Here is a 16,925-nt window from a genome sequence, read left to right on the forward strand (position 1 = left end):
TATCGGCAAGTCTGCGAAGCGCTGGAGGAGATAAGCGGGTGATCCGGCGCCGGGTGGTTGCGAGCCCATGCGTGCCCTCCTCGGGGCACACACGGTTCCTAGCTTAGTTCCCGCTACGCCGCCAAACGAATGTCGCCGGCATGCTCGGGGTATGCGGCCGCTTTCATCGCGGGAGCATCGCCGGCGAGCTGACTTGCGAAGCCATGATTAACGTCGCGGTGATGCGCTTCATCGGCGCGCACGACCAGCACCACGTCGCGCAGCGTCGCGTTGTCCGGAAGTTTCCAGTAGTGACGAGCGATTGCAGGCGCAGGGACATTCGGGCTGCGGCCTTCGTCGATTTCACACAGGTACAGCGTGTAGCTGATCACCGCCTCTTCCTCGAAGTAGCCGACGATGCGGTGCGCCGTACGCGGGCTGACGAGATACAGCGCGAAGAATGCCACGTAGAAGAGCCACTGCACGCCAAGGATCACGAGGCGTTCGAACGCTGTCGGCTGAGCAACTTCGATGAATGTCATCAGGTGCATGCGTTCGTTCTCCGCCTCCTCCATCAGGGTGCGGATCCATCCGTTATCGTCGCACATGCGGCGCAGGCACTTCAGGTGGTTGATCGTCGCGCCGACCATCCCGGGAACGGCTGCGACGGTTTCGAGGACGATTGCGCGGTGCCCGTAGCGCTTGGCGAAGAAGGTGTCGGCACAGAAGCGTAGCACTTTGGTGAAGCCGAAGGCGAAGTTATCCCGCAAGTCGATCGGTTTGTGATGAACGGCGGTGTCGACGAGTGGGATGTCGGCCATGGTGTGAAATCCTTTGGACTGGGGATCGGCAGCTTCGAAGCGGATAAATACGTACATAATTTACCTATTTATAGCACGTGCGAAACTTGCAACGGCCGTGCACATTATGGCGCGCGAATGAACCAGGGGGGCGCACTTCGGGAACGTCGTTCGGAGCGAGGAAAGTCATGTTCGAAAGCAGTCTTGTCCTGCTCGACTGGGTCGGAGTCGTGGTCTTCACGATAACCGGTGCGCTGGTCGCCTCGCGCAACCAGATGGATGTCATCGGCTTTGTCTTGCTGGGCACCGTCACGGGGATAGGCGGTGGGACGATCCGCGATCTCCTTCTCGATGTTCACCCGGTCCTTTGGCTGGAGCGGCCGCAGTATCTCGCCGTGTGCATCGCAGTTTCGGTCGCGGTTTTTTTCACCGCCCACCTTGCGAGTTCTCGCTACCGGCTGATCCTCTGGCTCGACGCACTGGGTCTTGCACTCTTCGCCACGGCTGGCGCCGAGAAGGCGATGAATCTCGGTGAAGACCCGCTGGTGGCGATCACGATGGGCGTTATCACAGCCTGCTTCGGCGGGATCGTTCGCGACGTGCTGGGAAAGGAGGACTCCATCATCTTCTCCCGCGAAATCTACGTGACCGCCGCCGTGCTCGCTGCGGCAAGCTATGTCGGGTTGGAAACGGCGGGGGCGTCCCGCCACGTCGCGATAGGGCTCGCGCTTGTGACCGGCTTCGGCCTGCGTGCCGGAGCCCTTGCTTTCGGCTGGTCTCTACCTCGCTACAAGTCACTCCCCCCGACCCGCCATTGACCGACGCACGAGCTCGCTCGGACGATCGTCGCAGCAAGGTGGTGGCGGGAGCCCGTCCCTGCGGAACAGGCTCCTCAGGCCATCAGTTGCACTTTAGGCTTGGGCCTCAACTTCACCAGAAAGTCCCAACCCATCAGTAGCGCGCCGGCGGAGAACACCACGTCGCCCGGCAGGCGCATCCACTGCCAGAACAGGGTGGTGTCGTAGAACGCCTGGCTGCGGGCCCACGCCAGCCCGTGTTCGTATACCGCGTCGAGTTGCGGCCAACCGATGGGGAAGAAGTGCAGGAATATCCACATCAGCAGGGCGACGTTGTAGCACCAGAAGGCGATGCGTCCCCAACGCTCGTCGAACTCAGCCTCGGGGCCAGCGCGATAGCGCAGGCAGAAGTAGATCAGCCCCAGCGCGAGCAGGCCGAACGCCCCGAACAGCGAGGTGTGCGCGTGATTCAGCGTCAGGAAGGTGCCGTGCTCGTAGTAGTTGACGAGCGGCGCGTTGAGCGTGCCGCCGCCGAAAACCCCGGCGCCTACGAAGTTCCAGAACGCCGAGCCGAGAATATAAAGATAGGCGAGACCGTAATCAAACGTCACGGCGCCCTTGATCAGACGATGCTGCGAGATCGCCTCGAGGATCAGCAGGACCAGCGGCAGGACCTCGATGAATGAGAACATCGAGCCGAGCGGAACCCACATGCTCGGTCCGCCGCCCCAGTACAGGTGGTGGCCTGTGCCGAGTACGCCGCCGAGGAAGATCAGGATCAGCTCCAGATAGACCGAGCGCTCCGCCAGCTTGCGCGAGACCAGGCCCAGCGACATCAGCAGGTACGCGCTCATCGCCACGGCGAAGAACTCGAACGACTGCTCGACCCACAAGTGCACAACCCACCAGCGCCAGAAGTCGGTGATGGTGAAGCTCTTCTCGATCCCCGTGAGCGGGACCATGCCGAAGATATAGAGCACTGCCACGTTGATGGTCGCCGCCCAGATCAGATGCTCCAGCCGGATGCGTCCGCTCCAGAACTGCCGTGTTGCTTCGACCAGGGTGTCGCGGCTTGGCCACAAGGCGCGGAACATCAGCACGCTCCAGCTCAGTAGGGCGACGAAGAACAGGATCTGCCAGAAGCGGCCGAGCTGGATGTACGACAGGCCCTGGTTGCCGAACCAGAACCAGCCCTTGTCGATCACCCCCTGGATGCCGAGGTAGTTGCCGAGGAGGGCGGCGGCGACGACGAACAGCGAGACCCAGAACAGCAGATCGACGAGGAAGCCCTGCCCCTTGGCCTCACGCCCACCGGCGATCGCCGGGGCGATGAAAAGGCCGCTGGCGATCCAACCCAGGCCAATCCAGACGATCGGCGCCTGCAAGTGAAAGCTGCGCAGGAAGTTGAACGGCAGAATGTAATTGAGCTGGATGCCGTAGAAGGTTTCCCGTTCGTAATAAGAGTGGGCCATGATCGCCCCGGCGGCCTGCGAGGCGAGGAACACCAGCGCCACGACGACGAAATACTTGCCGCACTTCTTCTGGCTTGGCGTCAGGGGAAGGTAGCGCGCCAGTCCGCGCTCCATCGGCGCATCGTCCGGGTGGTCGAGATAGGCGCGGTAGAGCCACAGCACGAACCCCATCGCGAAGAACGTGAAGCAGAAGCTGATCCACGTCCAATGGAAGGTGTTGGTGGTCGGGGTGTTGCCCACGCTCGGCTCGAACGGCCAGTTCTCCGTCCACGAAGTGTTGACCCTGTCGGGCCGGCGGGCGACCGTGGTGATCGCCGAATAGATGATAAAATCCGCCGTCTGCTTGCGCAGGGCAGGATCGAGGCTCTTGGCCGGAACCCAGCCCGCCGAGAGGTTTTCGGTGCTGAGCTTGGTTGTCAGTTCGTCCTGAAGTTGTCGGACCGCGTTGGCCACCGGATCCGGCAGCACAACCCTGTCCCGCGTCAGATCGATGCCCTGAAGCTGCTTCTGCATCTCGGACGTCGCAGCCACGTCGAGCAAAGTTTCGCTCAAGGACGAGGGCGCGGCGGTGGTCGGCTCGGGCGGTGTCCCGGCGGGACCAGTGGTGGCGAGCGACTTGTTGGCCGGCGGTTTGGTCCCTGGCGGCGGGGCGGTGGAATTCATGAGGCCTTGCTTGGTCAGCGCGCCCAGCCGCACGAGCGCCGAGGCGGTATAGTCCTCGCCGAAATAGGAGCCCATCCCGTAGATGCTGCCGTAATCCATCAGGTCGGCTTTCTGGAAGCCCCCCTTGCCGGCAATGATGTCCTCGGCGGACATCACCACTTCGCCGGAGCTGTCCACGAAGACGTCGGGAAACGGCGGTGCTTGCTCGTAGGTCTTGATTGTTGCCCAAGCGAGCAAGCCGAAACACACTATCGCCGTAGCGAGAAGGACCCACTTGAGAATATTGCTGACGCGATCTTCCGTGACAGGGGCCTCGAACTGCCCCGAAGCATCTACTTCAACCAAAGTACCTCTCCCCTGATCGCCACAATTGATTTAAATTACATAATCGATGCAATTGTCCGGTTGCGGACACTCTAGGCCCGTCTACGTCTTCTTCTTCTTCAAGTTCTGAAACAGTACGGGTGCATAGGCAATTGCGAACAGCGCGAAGGCGAGCGCCCACAGTCCGCCCGAGAGTTCCAGGCCAACTCGGTAGTCGAGCAAACCGGCCCCCGTGAGCACGCGCAAGGCGGCACCGGCGGTGACGCAGGCATAGATCGCGGCGGTTGCGGGCCCCGCGCGCAGCGCACGCCCGGTGTGGCCTAGCGAGGCGCGCGTCATCACTGCGAGGATCATGGTCGCTATTGCACCGGCGGTCAGGGCATGGACCGCGGCGGTCGGCGGCACCGCGGCTCCAGCGGAGCTGGCACCGAGCAGAAGCAACCCGAGCGGGATCCAGGCATATCCGATGTGAAGCACCAGAACGAGCGGATCGCGCCACGTGCGCCACCCTCTCCAGCGGGCGAGCCGAGCGAGCTGAGCGAGCCCCGCCAGTGCGAGGACAGGCGCAGTCCAAGGCTCCGAGGGGAACACGACCCAACCCGCGAGCGCCACCCCGGTCAGGACGATGATTGCGATATCGAACCGGCCCGGCTGGTCTGGAAGTCCGCTCGCGAAGCCCTGCTTGACCAACCAGTTGCGGGTAAATGAAGGGATGATCCGCCCGCCGATAAACGAAACCAGCACGACCAGCACCGCGATTGCCGCGTGGCTCGGAACTGTCTCGTCGCCGGGCAGGCCCAGGGCGATGGCATAGTCCAAGGCGTCGACACAGGCCAGGACGACCACCATGGCGATCGCAGGCACATTCCGGTTCTTGGCGGCGACGACCTCTCGTCCCGCAATGGCGGCAAAGACCAGGAGAAAGCCGACATCGAGTATCGCGGCACTGACGAGGCCGATCGTGCCGGAAAACCACACGGCCGCGCGCGCCGCCAGCCACAGCGCGGCCAGGGCGCCGAGCGGCGCGCCGGCTATGGGCAGCCGGCCGGTCCAGTTCGGTATCGCCGTAAGGAGAAAGCCGACGATGGCCGCTCCGGCGAAACCGAACAACATTTCGTGCCGGTGCCAAGCAAGCGCGGTGAATCCACTCGGGAGCGCCATCCCGTAGAGAATCGCGCCCAGCCAGGCGCAGACGGCAAAGGCGGCCCAGGCCGCCGCGAGGAAGAAGAAGGGCCGGAAACCGCCGCGCAGGATGGGCGGCGCGGCAGCCATGCGCGCCTTTCGCAAGGCAAGCATTTGTTCGCCGCGCGTCAGCATTTGCGCATCCCGGCATGTGTGGACTGTCGGCAAGCGGCATACCGGGCCGGCCCTGGTCGGGCGTCCCGCAATTCTTGCAACAAAGTCTGCAAAGCGCTCAATTCGGCCCGCGCCTCAACCGCGGCCTGTGCCGGAGCGGAGGTCGCGGTCTCTGTCGCTGCGATAGACCCACGCCCTGATTCGAGCGACCGAGCGCCGGAGGCGCTGGAGCCAGGTTGCCTGTTCCGCAACTCGGCCACCGCGTGCCGCACAGTGTATATCGAGCGGTCCGGGACCAGTGACGGTGCCGCATTCCGGGCAAAACATGATGTTTCTCCTTTATCTCGATGTCGCGTTCAGAAGATCGACCAGCCGTGGCTGCCCGCGACAGCGCCAAAAATGGTGACGAGGCTCAGCACCAGCAGGACGATGTGGGCTCGGCGAAGCCAGGCGAAGGCAGCGTCTGGCGATTTGGCCGCCCAACCGGAAAACCTGCGGTGCAGAATGAATGGTTCGCCGATAAACAGAATGAACGCAAAGATCAGCCAGAGGCAGACCATTGCGTGCATCCACCAGAAGGCAAGCCCGTGGAAGCGGTCCCAAAGGTCCAACTTGGCGATCATGTAAAATCCCGTCAGTCCGACCAGGATGACCGCCGCGCGCGCCTGCCAGACGAAGCGATGCTCGAACGCCTCGAACGCCCGAAGCCGGTCGGCACCGAGTTCTCCCCTGCGCACTGCGGGAATCGCCACCGTCGTCGCCATCGCTACCCCCCCGATCCAGATAACGATCCCCAGCACGTGGAGCGCGCGAGCCAGAGCGATATCATCCATTTTCCGAATCTCCTGACTGCGTCATTACGCCGCCCCGCGTCGCCAAGAGTTGCGCTGGCGCAAACTCCCGGCGAAAGGAATCGCTATAATGTTCGGTCATGGCTCAGACCATTTTTCAGGACGGTGACGTGGAGGTCGACGCAACGATCATTGCCGACGGCCTGGGAATGTCGCCCGAACAGGTCCAGGCCGAGATGCGTTCGGGCCGCCTCACGGCGATGTGCGAGCGCGGCATAGTTGAGGATGCCAGCACGTTTCGCCTGAGTTTCATGGCTGTAAACCGGCGATTGCATCTGATCGTCGACGCGGCGGGCGAGGTGCTCCGGCGCTCCGTCCTCACCGGTGGCGATCCGGCCGCCGGAAAGCTGCCTGACTCATGAACCGCTTCCTCTATCGCGGCGTAAACGGCAGGTTGAGAGAATGAGTTCAAACCATCCTCAAAGGCGCGCCATCGCTGCACTCGATTTGTTCGGCGGACTCCCAAAGGCGGCACTCGAGGAGGTGATCGCATGCGCGCGCATCCAAACGCTGGCGCGCGGCGCTCGCGTGTTCGATCAAGGCGAGCCGATCGAACGTGCGCATGCTCTGCTGTCCGGCGCCGTCCGCATCTCGCAGACAGGCAGTGACGGCGGGGAGGTCGTGATCCGCTTCATCGGCCCGGGCGAGGTCTTCGGTAGCGTGGCGATCTTTACTGATCATTGCTATCCGGCTGATGGGACGGTGATGGTCGAGTCGACCGAAGTCAGCTGGGCGCGCGCCGAACTGCTGGACCTCATTGCGCGGCATCCGCAAATTGCCTTCGATCTGGTCAAGATTGCCGGTCGCCGACTGGAGGAACTGCAGGAGCGGGTACGGGAGATGGCAACGCAACGGGTGGATCGCCGCATTGCGAACGCACTACTTCGACTCGCCCGGCAGGCCGGGATAACGAGCGACCGCGGCACGCAAATAGTATTTCCCCTGCGGCGAAAGGACATCGCGGAGATATCCGGGACCACGCTTCACACCGTCAGCCGCACACTCAATAATTGGCGCCGGCGGGGCTTGGTCATCGATGACAAGCTTGGCCTGATTCTGACCTCGCCCGAAGCGCTCGAGCAGGCGACGGAATGATGAAGACTGCCCGATAGTCGGATTGGGCGAAACGAGAACGGTAGTAGTCGGGAAGACACAGATGAACGAGACCATTCAATCGCTTTTGATCGATCACGATCACATGCGGAAGATGCTGACCTGCTTCGAGGCGCAACTCGACACCTTCGAGCGGGCGGCGCAGCCAGATTACGAAATCCTTGCCGATAGCTTGGCGTATTGCCGCGAATATCTCGATCAGTGGCACCATCCGCGTGAGGATGCGATGTTCGATTTATTGCAGATGCGCGACGCCGCGAAGGCCGCTTCGCTCAAAGAGCTTGAAGGCCAGCACAAGAACTTGGCTGCTGCGACCGTTCGCGTGGTTGGGATTTTCAAGGACGTGGCAGAGCGTGGTGCCGTGTACCTGCGAGAGGATCTAGTGAATTCCGGCCGCGAGCTTTCGGGAGCCTACAAGCATCACCTGAACTGGGAAGAAGCGAATTTCTTTCCCGTCGTGGAAGAAGTGCTTGAGTCGGCAGATTGGCAGAGTCTGAGCGAGCAGGTGGCGGTTCCGTCCGATCCACTGGCGGCGAACCTCGTCGACAGTCGGTACGGGTCGCTTCTGAGGGTAATCGCCGCCATGTGACAGACGCTTTGCGGCCGCGACGCAGCAGTGTCCTGGCTGGCGTTCGGGCGCTCTCCTCGTGTTCCTCGGCTGGATCATGAACAACCTCTACAAGAGGATCATGCCGTCGAATCTGCAAAGGAAAATCGTCATGAGCGTCGCTGATAGCGATGATAAGCCGATTATTATTTCTTCGGCCAGCGCTCGGGGAGGATCAGATCCCGAACACGGTAAGGCGGGTCAAACATTACTGCCGATGTTGATTGTGGGGCTGGTTCTCAATGTGGCGGGTGTCACCTTGGTCTGGCGGCTTGGAGGCGAGGATTTCAATAAGGCCGAGCACAATCGCGCCTTGCAAGACATCATCCCGCGCAGCCGGGGATCGATCGAATTCAAGCATCAGAATATCAGCGCAGTCTTGCTTGGGCTCGGGCAGCCGTGGATTGAGGGGTACAAACCCGCCGCCAATTTCCAGAACGCATTGGTCGATGGGGTCCTCCGTTGGTTGGATGCCCGACCGGATTGGCTCGCCACCAAAGAACGGGCGATCCAGACGTCTCGCTTGCGAGAAGCGCCGACACTCTGGATCGGGCCACCGCCGACGCAGCGCAATGAACCGCCGCCTGTCGATCCGGAATTCATGGCCGCCATTGGGCGCAAGTACGATGTTGCCGAACGGGACGCTCGGAATCGTGCCCTGGGCAAAGCTGGCGAGGAGATCGTCCTACAGCACGAGCAGAGCAGTTTACGCCAGGCAGGCCGGGAGGACCTAGTCGACAAGGTGCGATGGACCGCTGTCCAGGATGGCGACGGTTTTGGCTACGACATTGCTAGCTTCGAGGTCGATGGGCGCGAGAGGTTGATCGAGGTAAAGACGACCAACGGATGGGAACGCACACCCTTCCAGATTACGCGTAACGAATTGGCGGTGGCGGATGCCCGGCGGGATGATTGGCATTTGGTGCGCCTATGGAACTTCGCGCGCGAGCCGAAAGCCTTCGCAATAAGGCCACCCCTGGAGGCGCACGTCGAATTGACCGCAACGAGCTTTCTCGCCGGTCTGCGATAGGAGGAGTTGCCGCAGGCTCCATTCCGGAGGATTGCTCAAGACCTTCCAGCCTTGAACGTGAGAGCAATCGAAGCCAACCCGCGCAATTGGGAATTTGATCCACACCATACCCCGCGATTTGCGGGAAAAGATCAGAACCATTTCAGTTAGTTAAGGCCGGAATTGGGCTTTGGGCGAAACTGAGTGCTCTGCGAGCCGCGAATTGGATCAGGCGCCCTAACGATCTCAACCCCCTGTTTTGGCAAAGAATATCATCTGTTGACTGCAGTTTGTTCCCGATTTATTCTCATCACGCCTTCCGCAAGGTGAGCCAGGTTCCTCGGCCCGAAAAAGGAACCTGAATCATGGCTAGAAAATTCTCATTGCAGGCATATGTGCCTGCGCACGTTTCGGACTGGGTGACCGCTGAAGCGGCACGATGTCAGACAAGCCGAAGCGAATGGGTCGGCAGCATGCTGACCGACCTCTACGGCGGGCAGGAGCTGCGGACGGCATCCCAGAAGCAGATGGACCTGATGGCCCGAAGGCTGGTGTGGCTGAGCGTTGCGGTCGATGGCTTGCTCGCCGGCAGTCGCGATCCAGACCTGCGCGAGCAGGTGCATGCCGCCTATCATCGCAAGCTCAAGCGCATGGCGTTGGGAGAGAGCGAATGACCCGGCGCGATGACCAAAAGGGAGCGCCGGAGCAATTGTCGCTGCCCTATCACCAGGCCCGGCGGATAAGGAATGGTGGAGATGCCGCTCCTCTCGCCGTTCGCGTTTCTCAGGCGGCCAGGATGGTCGGGCTGGGCCGATCCAAGTTCTACGAGCTGATCGCCGCCGGAGACGTCGAGACGGTCAAGATCGGGCGCTGCACGCTCGTTCCCATCGAGAGCCTTCACGACCTGATCGAGAAGGCGCGAGAGGGGCGGTTATGATGCCCGATTGTCGTTCCCGAAGTTCGGGCGGAGGATCTTGGCGCCGCCCTTCAACTCGTCGAGATAATCCGACCAGTGCTGCATCATGCGCACGCGCTCGTCCCAGTACTGGCCTCGCGTATAGGCGCGGCGTACCGAGTTGGCTTCGGCATGGGCGAGTTGGCGCTCGATCGCATCCGGGTTCCAGAGACCCATCTCGTTGAGCAAGGTGGCCGCCATGGCGCGAAAGCCATGCGCGGTCATCTCGTCCTTGCCATAATCGAGCCGACGCAGTGCTGCGTTGATGGTGTTGTCGGACATCGGACGGTCGACCGCGCGGCGTGAATAGAAGAGGTAGGGGCTCAGGCGCACGTCGTGCTCAAGCTCTCGGATCAGCATGATCGCCTGACGCGACAGCGGAACGGCATGCGGCCTGCGCATCTTCATCTTGTAGTCGGGAATGGTCCACACGCCACGCTGCAGATCAAACTCGCGCCATTCGGCATGGCGCAGTTCGCCAGGCCGAACGAAAACATGCGGCAATAGGCGCATGGCGACGCTGACGATTCGATTGCCATCGTAGCCGTCGATTGACCGCAGTAGTGCGCCGACTTCCTTGGGTGTCGTTACCGCTGCTCGGTGGACGACCTTTGGCGTTACCAGAGCACCGCGAAGGTCCGAACACACATCGCGCTCGGCCCGCGCCGTCGCGATGGCATAGCGGAATATCTGGCTGCAGGTCGCCCGCATGCTGCACGCGGTGTAATACTTCTTGGTCTTTTCGATCCGCTTCAACGCCAGCAGCACTTCATGGGCGGAGATGGCCGTGATCGGACGATTGCCAAGCGTGGGCATGACGAGGCCGAGTTGCCATTCGTACTTCTTGATTGTCATCGGCGCGCGTTCTTCCAGCCGCGCCTTTTCGAGCCATTCGTCGGAGATCGCCTTGAACGTATGCGCCTGAGCGATCGAGGCGTGGATCGCGTCGAGCTTGGCCTGCTCCATCGGATCGATCTTGTCCGCCAGCAGGCGACGGGCCGCGAGCAGTTTCTCGCGCGCGTCGGCCAGCATCACTTCGGGCCAGCGCCCGAAAGACATGGTCTTCTGCTTTCCGTGGAAGCGGTAGTTCATCCGCCACAAGCGATTGCCGTTCGGCTGGACGAGCAGATAGAGCCCGTCGCGGTCCGAAAGTTTGTAGGGCTTGTTCTTGGGCCGCGCTGCCTTGACCGAATTCGCGGTCAGGCCCGTCTTGATCCGATTCTCTGGAAAGGGGCTCTGGGGCATGATGGTATGGCCTTTCTCCGTGGGTCCGGAGATACCATCAATCGTACCCGTTCCGTTCTGAAATCGGGAGAGATCGCTCCGAACTTACCGGGACTTTATACCAGAGAAAAACCGCAGAAAACAGCCGCTTAACGGACCAAAATGGACGTTGGCGGAAGGGCGGCTGGAGCGGGTAGCGGGAATCGAACCCGCCTAGCTAGCTTGGAAGGCTAGAGCATTACCACTATGCTATACCCGCTCGGGCCGGAGGCGCGCTTGCCATCAAGGGCGGCAGGGCGTCAAGCGCCCTCGTCGGGTTTCGAGACCTGCTGCGGCTTCGCATCGTCGACGGCTCCGTCGCCCGGCTGCGAGCCCGGCGGCCCCACCCAGACTTCGACGCGGCGATTCCTGGCGCGTCCCTTTTCGTTCGGCGTGCCGTCGGGCTTGGCGTTGGGAGCGACGGGGTTCTGCTCGCCCATGGCGATCACTTCGATGCGCTTTTCGGCAATCCCGTGCTCGACCAGCCACCCGGCGACCGCCTCGGCGCGCTTGCGCGAGGCGAACAGGTTGCCGCGGTCGTCGCCTTCCGAATCCGTATGGCCCCGCAAGACGATCGGCCAGCCTTCCCCGACTTGCTCGGACTTGAGGAGCGCCGCCAGCAGCTTCTTCGCTTCGGCATCGAGGTCGTAGCCGCCGTCGCCAAACGGGATGGTTGCCGTCAGCGGTTCGGGCGGGATGTCGAGCACGGGCGCCTGGACGACATCCGGCCTGATGATCGAGGCCGGCTCGCTCGCCGCGACCGTGGGCTCGGGGGCGAGCGTCGCCGTCTCGCTGGCGGCCGGCGTGGGTTCGGGTTCCTCCTCGCCGCGTTTGATCTCGCACCCGGCAAGCAGAACCAGGACGACAAGTGCGGCTCCGGCCGCGGCTCGCTTGGTCATGTCATCTCTCCCGCAATCTTCGGTTCGGTCTGCGGCGCGTCCGTCGATGCTTTGCGCCGCTTGGAATTGCGCCGGGCGGCGGCTTCTTCGGGCGTCTTCTCGCGTGGCGGCGAATAGGAAATGATCGTGTCGCCGGCCTTCGGCTCAGGAGCGGAAGCGTGGGTGAAGAACAGCATCCGGCCGTCGGGCTTGAGGATCAGCAGCATGCTGGTCGCATCGGGCAGCGTCACCTTGACGTCGTCGAGACCGTATTTGTCGGAAAGCGTCGTGCGGCGGAACTCCCAACCCTCGAGCTGGCGGCGCTGGACGTCGTAGACGCCGAACCCCGAGGCAAACAGCGCGCGGCCGCGCAGCGAGGCCGGCAGCGCGCGCGGATCGTCGCCTTCGTCCACTTCGCCGAGCTGGTAAACCGAGTCGGTCCCGATCTCGGGGGCGAATTCGGAACAGACCAGCGTGTTGTAGGCTTCGTTCTCGGTCGCCGCGACGAGCACCTGGAACGGCGACAGATCGAGATTGTGCTCGGTCGCCTCGTTGAGAATCTCGCCGTGATACGTCGGAATCCCGGCCTGCCGGGCCGAGCGCAGCCGCGCCCAGCTCGTATCGACCAGCATGACCGGCGTTTCCAGATCGTGCATCTGCCGGGCCAGTGCGGTGGTCCACGAGGTGGCGCCGACGATCAGCAGGCCGGGCCGCGTTTCGCCCGTGACCTTGAGCCAGCGGGCGACGATATTGGCGGTGAACCCGTGGGCGATGATAGTCGTCACGACCACCGCGAAGCTGAGCCCGTTGAGGATCGAGCCGTCACCGTAGCCGAGCTCCGACAGGCGGAAGGCGAACAGCCCGCTGATCGCCACCAGAACGATGCCGCGGGGCGCCACCCAGGCCAGAAACAGGCGCTCGCGCCAGGGAATGCTGCTGAACGCCAGACTGGTCAGGATCGTCGCCGGGCGCACGAGGAACAGCAGCGCAGCGAGGAACAGGGCGAAGCGCCATTCGAACTGCCTGAGCTCGGAGAAGTCCAGGCTCGCCGAGAGGAGGATGAACAGGCCCGAGACCAGCAGGACCGCGACGTTCTGCTTGAACGGATGGATCGAGCGCAGGCTTGCCACATCCATGTTGGCCAGGGCCACGCCCATGACGGTCACCGCCACCAGCCCGGCTTCGTGTTCGATCAGGTTGCAGACCACCGAAAGGCCCACGACCGTGACGAGCAGGACCGGAACCTTGAGGAATTCGGGCACCAAGCCGCGCGGGAAGGCGAAGGCGATCAACCGCGCCGCAAGGTAGCCGAGCCCCGCCGCCGCAGCGACGGCGAAGGCCATCGTGGGGATGACCGAAAATGTGTTGGCCCCGTCGGCCGAAAGGCGGAAGTATTCGTAGGCCACGACTGCGCAGATCGCCCCGAAGGGATCGTTGACGATCGCCTCCCAGCGCAAGATCGCCGCCGGCCGGGCGCTGACGTTGGACTGGCGCAGCAGGGGCTGGACGACCGTGGGACCGGTCACGACGAGAATTCCGGCAAACAGGATCGCCACAGGCCAGACGAGGCCGGCGACGTAATAAGCGGCCAGCGAGCCGAACAGCCAGCCGAACGGCACGCCGAACAGAACGATCCGCCACACGCCTTCGCCGTACTTGCGCAGCTCGCGGAAATTGAGGCTCAGCCCGCCTTCGAATAAGATCAAGGCGACCCCGATCGAGATGACCGGTTCGAGCATCGGGCCGAAGGCCGCCTCTGGATCGATGACGCCGAAGGCCGGCCCGGCGAGAAAGCCGGCGCCGAGCATGAGCACGATGGCCGGCCAGCCGGTTCGCCACGCGACCCACTGGGCCCCGATGCCGAGCACGCCGATCAGGGCGATGACGAGTGCCTGTTGTTCCAAGTGCCCCCTCTGGCGTGAAAGCCGCGCTTGCAGCCCTTCTCAAGCCAATGCGCGGGACGGCGATTCTTTCCTCGCCGGGCATAACACGAACGCATGCGGCTTGCGCGCTCCCCGTCGTTCGGCCAGATTTGACACCGTCAATGAGGGAGGGAAGCGAGTGGATCTCGGCATCCGCGGGCGCAAGGCCATCGTCAACGGCGGTAGCGCCGGCATCGGCAAGAGCACGGCGCTGGCGCTGGCGCGCGAAGGTTGCGATGTGTTCGTGTCCGCCCGCGGCGAGGCACGGCTGGTCGCGGCGTGCGGCGAAATCGCCGCCGAGACCGGCGCGAGGGTAGAACCGGTCGTCGCCGACCATGCGACCGCGGAAGGCCGCGAGGCGATTCTGGCGGCATGCCCGGAGCCCGACATTCTCATCGGTACTTGCGCGCCGCCGCCGATGACGCCCGATTTCCGGGCGATCGACGCCGCGCAGTGGCACGAGGCGATCCGCATCTCGATGCTGGGACCGATCGATTTCATGCACGCGGTGATCGACGGCATGGCGCAGCGTGGGTGGGGGCGCGTGGTCAACATCGCCACCGTGGCGGCAAAATATCCGGGCGAGATTCGCATCCTTTCGGGCAGCACGCGCGCCGCGCTAACCAACTATGCAGTCGCCGTGAGCAAGGTCGTCGCCAAGGATGGCGTGACCATCAACACCGTGTTGCCCGGCATGCACTACACCGCCACGGTCGACGAGCTGTTCAACGCCCGCGCCAAGGCCAAGGGCATCACCTTCGAGCAGGAAGTCGCCGAGTTCATCGAGGCATGGCACATCGCCAGCGGCACCTTCGGCGATCCCGACGACGCCGGGGCGATCGTGGCGATGTTCTGCAGCGAGGCGGCCAAGTACATAACCGGTCAAAGCCTGGTTATCGACGGGGGCGCAACCAATTCGACATTCTGACACACTGGGGAAAAAGGCATGCGCTTATCCAAACGCGTTCCCGGTCTCGCCTGGGCGGCGATCTTCGGGTTGGCGCTTGCTACCCCGCTGGCGATCGCCTGGGCGGCGCAGCACGGAGAGGAGAAAATCGTGTACGGACCCAACTACGGCAACGACCGCGCCGAAATCGAAGACCTGATGAGCCGCTATCTCTACGCCTTCGACTGGCAGGACGGCGACGCGTACGCCGCGACTTTTACCGAGGACGGTATCCTCGACTTCGCCGGGGGCGTCGAGCAGGGCCATGCCGAACTCAAGAAGGTGATGGACGACATGGCGGTGCGCGAGAAAGCCAAGGCCGACGCGAGCTTCCCCTACCATCGCCAGCGGGTGCGTCATTACGTCACCAACCTCGTGCTCGAGATCGACGGCGATACGGCGCGCTCGACCTCGTACTGGTGGGAATTCAACAACGACGCCCGCGCCGGCCGGCCCTATCTGGGCACCTACGGGCACTATGAGGACGAGCTCAAGAAGGTCGATGGCCGCTGGCTGTTCGCCAGGCGCAAGATCTACAACGAGGAAAATCCCAACATGCGCGCGACCGACGCCAACCCGGTCTATCGCCCCAGGCGCGAAAGTTAGTGCCCCGGGAACGCCATCAGCGCCCAGGGCTCGACGCCCGCGGCGCGTAGCGCTTCCGCCCCGCCGAGGTCGGGCAGGTCGATCACGAACAGCGCGTCCTCGACCGTCGCCCCGGCGCGGCGCAGCAGGTCGGCGCCGGCAAGCGCGGTCCCGCCGGTGGCGACAAGGTCGTCGACCACGACCACCCGCTCGCCCGCGTCGACCAGCGTGGGGTCGAGTTCGAGCCGCGCGCTGCCGTATTCGAGGGCGTAGTCGACGCCGATCACCTCGACGGGGAGCTTGCCGGGTTTGCGTAACGGCACGAAGCCGACGCCGAGCCGCGCCGCGACCATCGCGCCGAAGATGAACCCGCGCGCTTCCAGGCCGGCGACCGCTTCGGCACCGCGGTCCCGGGCGGCATCTGCGAGATGGTCGAGCGTCGCGGAGAGACCGGCTCCGTGGGCGATCAACGTGGTGATGTCGCGGAACAGGATGCCGGGGGCCGGGAAATCCGGCACCGTGCGAACCAGCGCCTTGATTTCGTCGGGCGTCATGGACGCGGCGCCCCATTGCGGGGGCGCCGGTGCATCAGGCTTTCTTCTTGGCGCGCGCCCAGATCTGCTGCTTGGCGAGGTAGGCCAGAATCGTACCGAACAGCACGAAGAGGACCACCGGCCAGCCGGTCTGCTTGCGCTTGGGCAGGCTCGGCTCCGCCGTCCATGTGAGGAACGCCGCGACGTCGCTCGACATCTGCTCGATGGTCGCCGGTGTGCCGTCGGCATAGGTGACCTGTCCCTCGGAGGTGAGCGGCGGCGGCATGGCGATGTTGAGATTGGCGAAGTACGGGTTGAAGTGCAGCCCCGGCGGCGTCGAGAAGTCGGGGAACTCGTCGTTCACGTGCTTGCCGTCGACGCTGAACGTGGCGATGTCGCGGTAGCCGGTGAGCAGCGAATGGACGTAGGCCGGTCCCTCCTCGCGCGCCTTGGTGATCAACGAGAGATCCGGCGGGATCGCATTGTTGTTGGCGGCGCGCGCCGCGACGTCGTTGGGATAGACCAGCGGGAAGTAGTCGGTCGGCTTGCCCGGGACGGTCGTCGCTTCACCGGTGTTCGGGTCGATGCCCGGAACCTGCCAGGTGGCGGCAATCGCCTTGACCTGAGCCTCTGTGTACCCGAGCTGCTCGAGGTCGCGGAAGGCGACGTGGCGCAGCGAGTGGCAGGCCGAGCAGACTTCCTTGTACACCTGGTATCCGCGCTGCAGCTGCTGCTTGTCCCAATGGGCGACAAGGTCGTCGCTCGCCTGGTTGAACGGCCGGGGCGACAGGTGGAACTCGGACTCGGCCGTCTTCTCTTTCAGGTAGCCCTGCGAGGCGACGTTATAGGCGCCGTTGGCGAAGGCCCACAGCGCAGCAACGGCGAAGAAGAGGCCGGCGAGTATCCCGATGATACGGACCATTGTTCTGACT

Annotated in this window: 18 protein-coding genes and 1 tRNA gene; 9 read left to right on the top strand and 10 right to left on the bottom strand. The window is 63.4% G+C overall.

Annotation, left to right across the window (positions count from 1 at the left end; translation table 11 throughout):
• Positions 1–113 precede the first annotated feature (113 nt).
• Positions 114–800: an alternative oxidase gene (locus Q7I88_RS02415; protein WP_305097445.1), complete on the bottom strand. Its 687-nt coding sequence runs from the start codon at positions 798–800 to the stop codon at positions 114–116.
• 167 nt (positions 801–967) lie between these two features.
• Here Q7I88_RS02415 and Q7I88_RS02420 point away from each other — a divergent pair, with 167 nt between their 5' ends.
• Positions 968–1,597 (top strand): trimeric intracellular cation channel family protein, encoded by a 630-nt coding sequence (locus Q7I88_RS02420; RefSeq protein ID WP_305097446.1) that lies wholly within the window; start codon positions 968–970, stop codon positions 1,595–1,597.
• Positions 1,598–1,671: 74 nt separating this feature from the next.
• On the opposite strand, the gene Q7I88_RS02425 is transcribed toward Q7I88_RS02420, so the two are convergent.
• The 3 genes from Q7I88_RS02425 to Q7I88_RS02435 all read right to left on the bottom strand — a co-directional run bounded on the left by Q7I88_RS02425 (position 1,672) and on the right by Q7I88_RS02435 (position 6,164).
• Entirely contained in the window at positions 1,672–4,056 is a 2,385-nt protein-coding gene (locus Q7I88_RS02425) for a nitric-oxide reductase large subunit (RefSeq protein WP_305097447.1), read from the bottom strand.
• Between the two features lie 81 nt (positions 4,057–4,137).
• Positions 4,138–5,352 carry an NnrS family protein gene (locus Q7I88_RS02430; RefSeq protein ID WP_305097448.1) on the bottom strand — a complete coding sequence of 405 codons (1,215 nt, stop codon included), beginning with the start codon at positions 5,350–5,352 and terminating at the stop codon, positions 4,138–4,140.
• Positions 5,353–5,687: 335 nt separating this feature from the next.
• Positions 5,688–6,164 (bottom strand): hypothetical protein, encoded by a 477-nt coding sequence (locus Q7I88_RS02435; RefSeq protein ID WP_305097449.1) that lies wholly within the window; start codon positions 6,162–6,164, stop codon positions 5,688–5,690.
• Between the two features lie 98 nt (positions 6,165–6,262).
• Here Q7I88_RS02435 and Q7I88_RS02440 point away from each other — a divergent pair, with 98 nt between their 5' ends.
• The 6 genes from Q7I88_RS02440 (at position 6,263) to Q7I88_RS16525 (ending at position 9,848) form a co-directional block, all read left to right on the top strand.
• Complete coding sequence (locus Q7I88_RS02440) at positions 6,263–6,544, top strand: DUF6522 family protein (protein WP_305097450.1); 282 nt, start codon at positions 6,263–6,265, stop codon at positions 6,542–6,544.
• Positions 6,545–6,584: 40 nt separating this feature from the next.
• Positions 6,585–7,277 carry a Crp/Fnr family transcriptional regulator gene (locus tag Q7I88_RS02445; RefSeq protein WP_305097451.1) on the top strand — a complete coding sequence of 231 codons (693 nt, stop codon included), beginning with the start codon at positions 6,585–6,587 and terminating at the stop codon, positions 7,275–7,277.
• A gap of 61 nt (positions 7,278–7,338) precedes the next feature.
• Complete coding sequence (locus Q7I88_RS02450) at positions 7,339–7,884, top strand: hemerythrin domain-containing protein (RefSeq protein WP_305097452.1); 546 nt, start codon at positions 7,339–7,341, stop codon at positions 7,882–7,884.
• Positions 7,885–7,960: 76 nt separating this feature from the next.
• A complete protein-coding gene (locus tag Q7I88_RS02455; RefSeq protein ID WP_305097453.1) occupies positions 7,961–8,932 on the top strand; it encodes a protein NO VEIN domain-containing protein in 972 nt (323 codons plus the stop codon).
• Positions 8,933–9,276: 344 nt separating this feature from the next.
• Entirely contained in the window at positions 9,277–9,585 is a 309-nt protein-coding gene (locus tag Q7I88_RS02460; protein WP_305097454.1) for a hypothetical protein, read from the top strand.
• The gene (locus tag Q7I88_RS16525; protein WP_369426109.1) at positions 9,582–9,848 is read left to right on the top strand and encodes a helix-turn-helix domain-containing protein; all 267 of its coding nucleotides are present in this window, start codon (positions 9,582–9,584) and stop codon (positions 9,846–9,848) included. Before Q7I88_RS02460 ends, Q7I88_RS16525 begins: the two co-directional genes overlap by 4 nt.
• On the opposite strand, the gene Q7I88_RS02470 is transcribed toward Q7I88_RS16525, so the two are convergent.
• The 4 genes from Q7I88_RS02470 to Q7I88_RS02485 form a co-directional block, all read right to left on the bottom strand.
• Positions 9,843–11,111: a tyrosine-type recombinase/integrase gene (locus Q7I88_RS02470; RefSeq protein WP_305097455.1), complete on the bottom strand. Its 1,269-nt coding sequence runs from the start codon at positions 11,109–11,111 to the stop codon at positions 9,843–9,845. The two genes, Q7I88_RS16525 and Q7I88_RS02470, sit on opposite strands and share 6 nt — an antisense overlap.
• 164 nt (positions 11,112–11,275) lie before the next feature.
• A tRNA-Gly gene (locus Q7I88_RS02475) sits at positions 11,276–11,349 on the bottom strand.
• 40 nt (positions 11,350–11,389) lie between these two features.
• Positions 11,390–12,028, bottom strand: coding sequence for an OmpA family protein (locus Q7I88_RS02480; RefSeq protein WP_305097456.1), 639 nt, complete (start codon positions 12,026–12,028; stop codon positions 11,390–11,392).
• A complete protein-coding gene (locus Q7I88_RS02485) occupies positions 12,025–13,911 on the bottom strand; it encodes a cation:proton antiporter (RefSeq protein ID WP_305097457.1) in 1,887 nt (628 codons plus the stop codon). Before Q7I88_RS02485 ends, Q7I88_RS02480 begins: the two co-directional genes overlap by 4 nt.
• Positions 13,912–14,068: 157 nt before the next feature.
• Here Q7I88_RS02485 and Q7I88_RS02490 point away from each other — a divergent pair, with 157 nt between their 5' ends.
• Positions 14,069–14,857 carry an SDR family oxidoreductase gene (locus Q7I88_RS02490; RefSeq protein WP_305097458.1) on the top strand — a complete coding sequence of 263 codons (789 nt, stop codon included), beginning with the start codon at positions 14,069–14,071 and terminating at the stop codon, positions 14,855–14,857.
• An 18-nt stretch (positions 14,858–14,875) separates the two neighbouring features.
• Positions 14,876–15,481, top strand: a complete 606-nt coding sequence (locus Q7I88_RS02495; protein WP_305097459.1) for a nuclear transport factor 2 family protein — start codon at positions 14,876–14,878, stop codon at positions 15,479–15,481.
• On the opposite strand, the gene Q7I88_RS02500 is transcribed toward Q7I88_RS02495, so the two are convergent.
• Both Q7I88_RS02500 and Q7I88_RS02505 read right to left on the bottom strand, forming a co-directional pair.
• Positions 15,478–16,014 (bottom strand): adenine phosphoribosyltransferase, encoded by a 537-nt coding sequence (locus Q7I88_RS02500; protein ID WP_305097460.1) that lies wholly within the window; start codon positions 16,012–16,014, stop codon positions 15,478–15,480. The genes Q7I88_RS02495 and Q7I88_RS02500 overlap by 4 nt on opposite strands.
• A 34-nt stretch (positions 16,015–16,048) precedes the next feature.
• A complete protein-coding gene (locus Q7I88_RS02505) occupies positions 16,049–16,915 on the bottom strand; it encodes a cytochrome c1 (RefSeq protein ID WP_305097461.1) in 867 nt (288 codons plus the stop codon).
• Between the last annotated feature and the right edge of the window lie 10 nt (positions 16,916–16,925).

This window comes from Croceibacterium aestuarii (genome assembly GCF_030657335.1).
Classification (GTDB): Bacteria; Pseudomonadota; Alphaproteobacteria; order Sphingomonadales; family Sphingomonadaceae; genus Croceibacterium_B; species Croceibacterium_B aestuarii.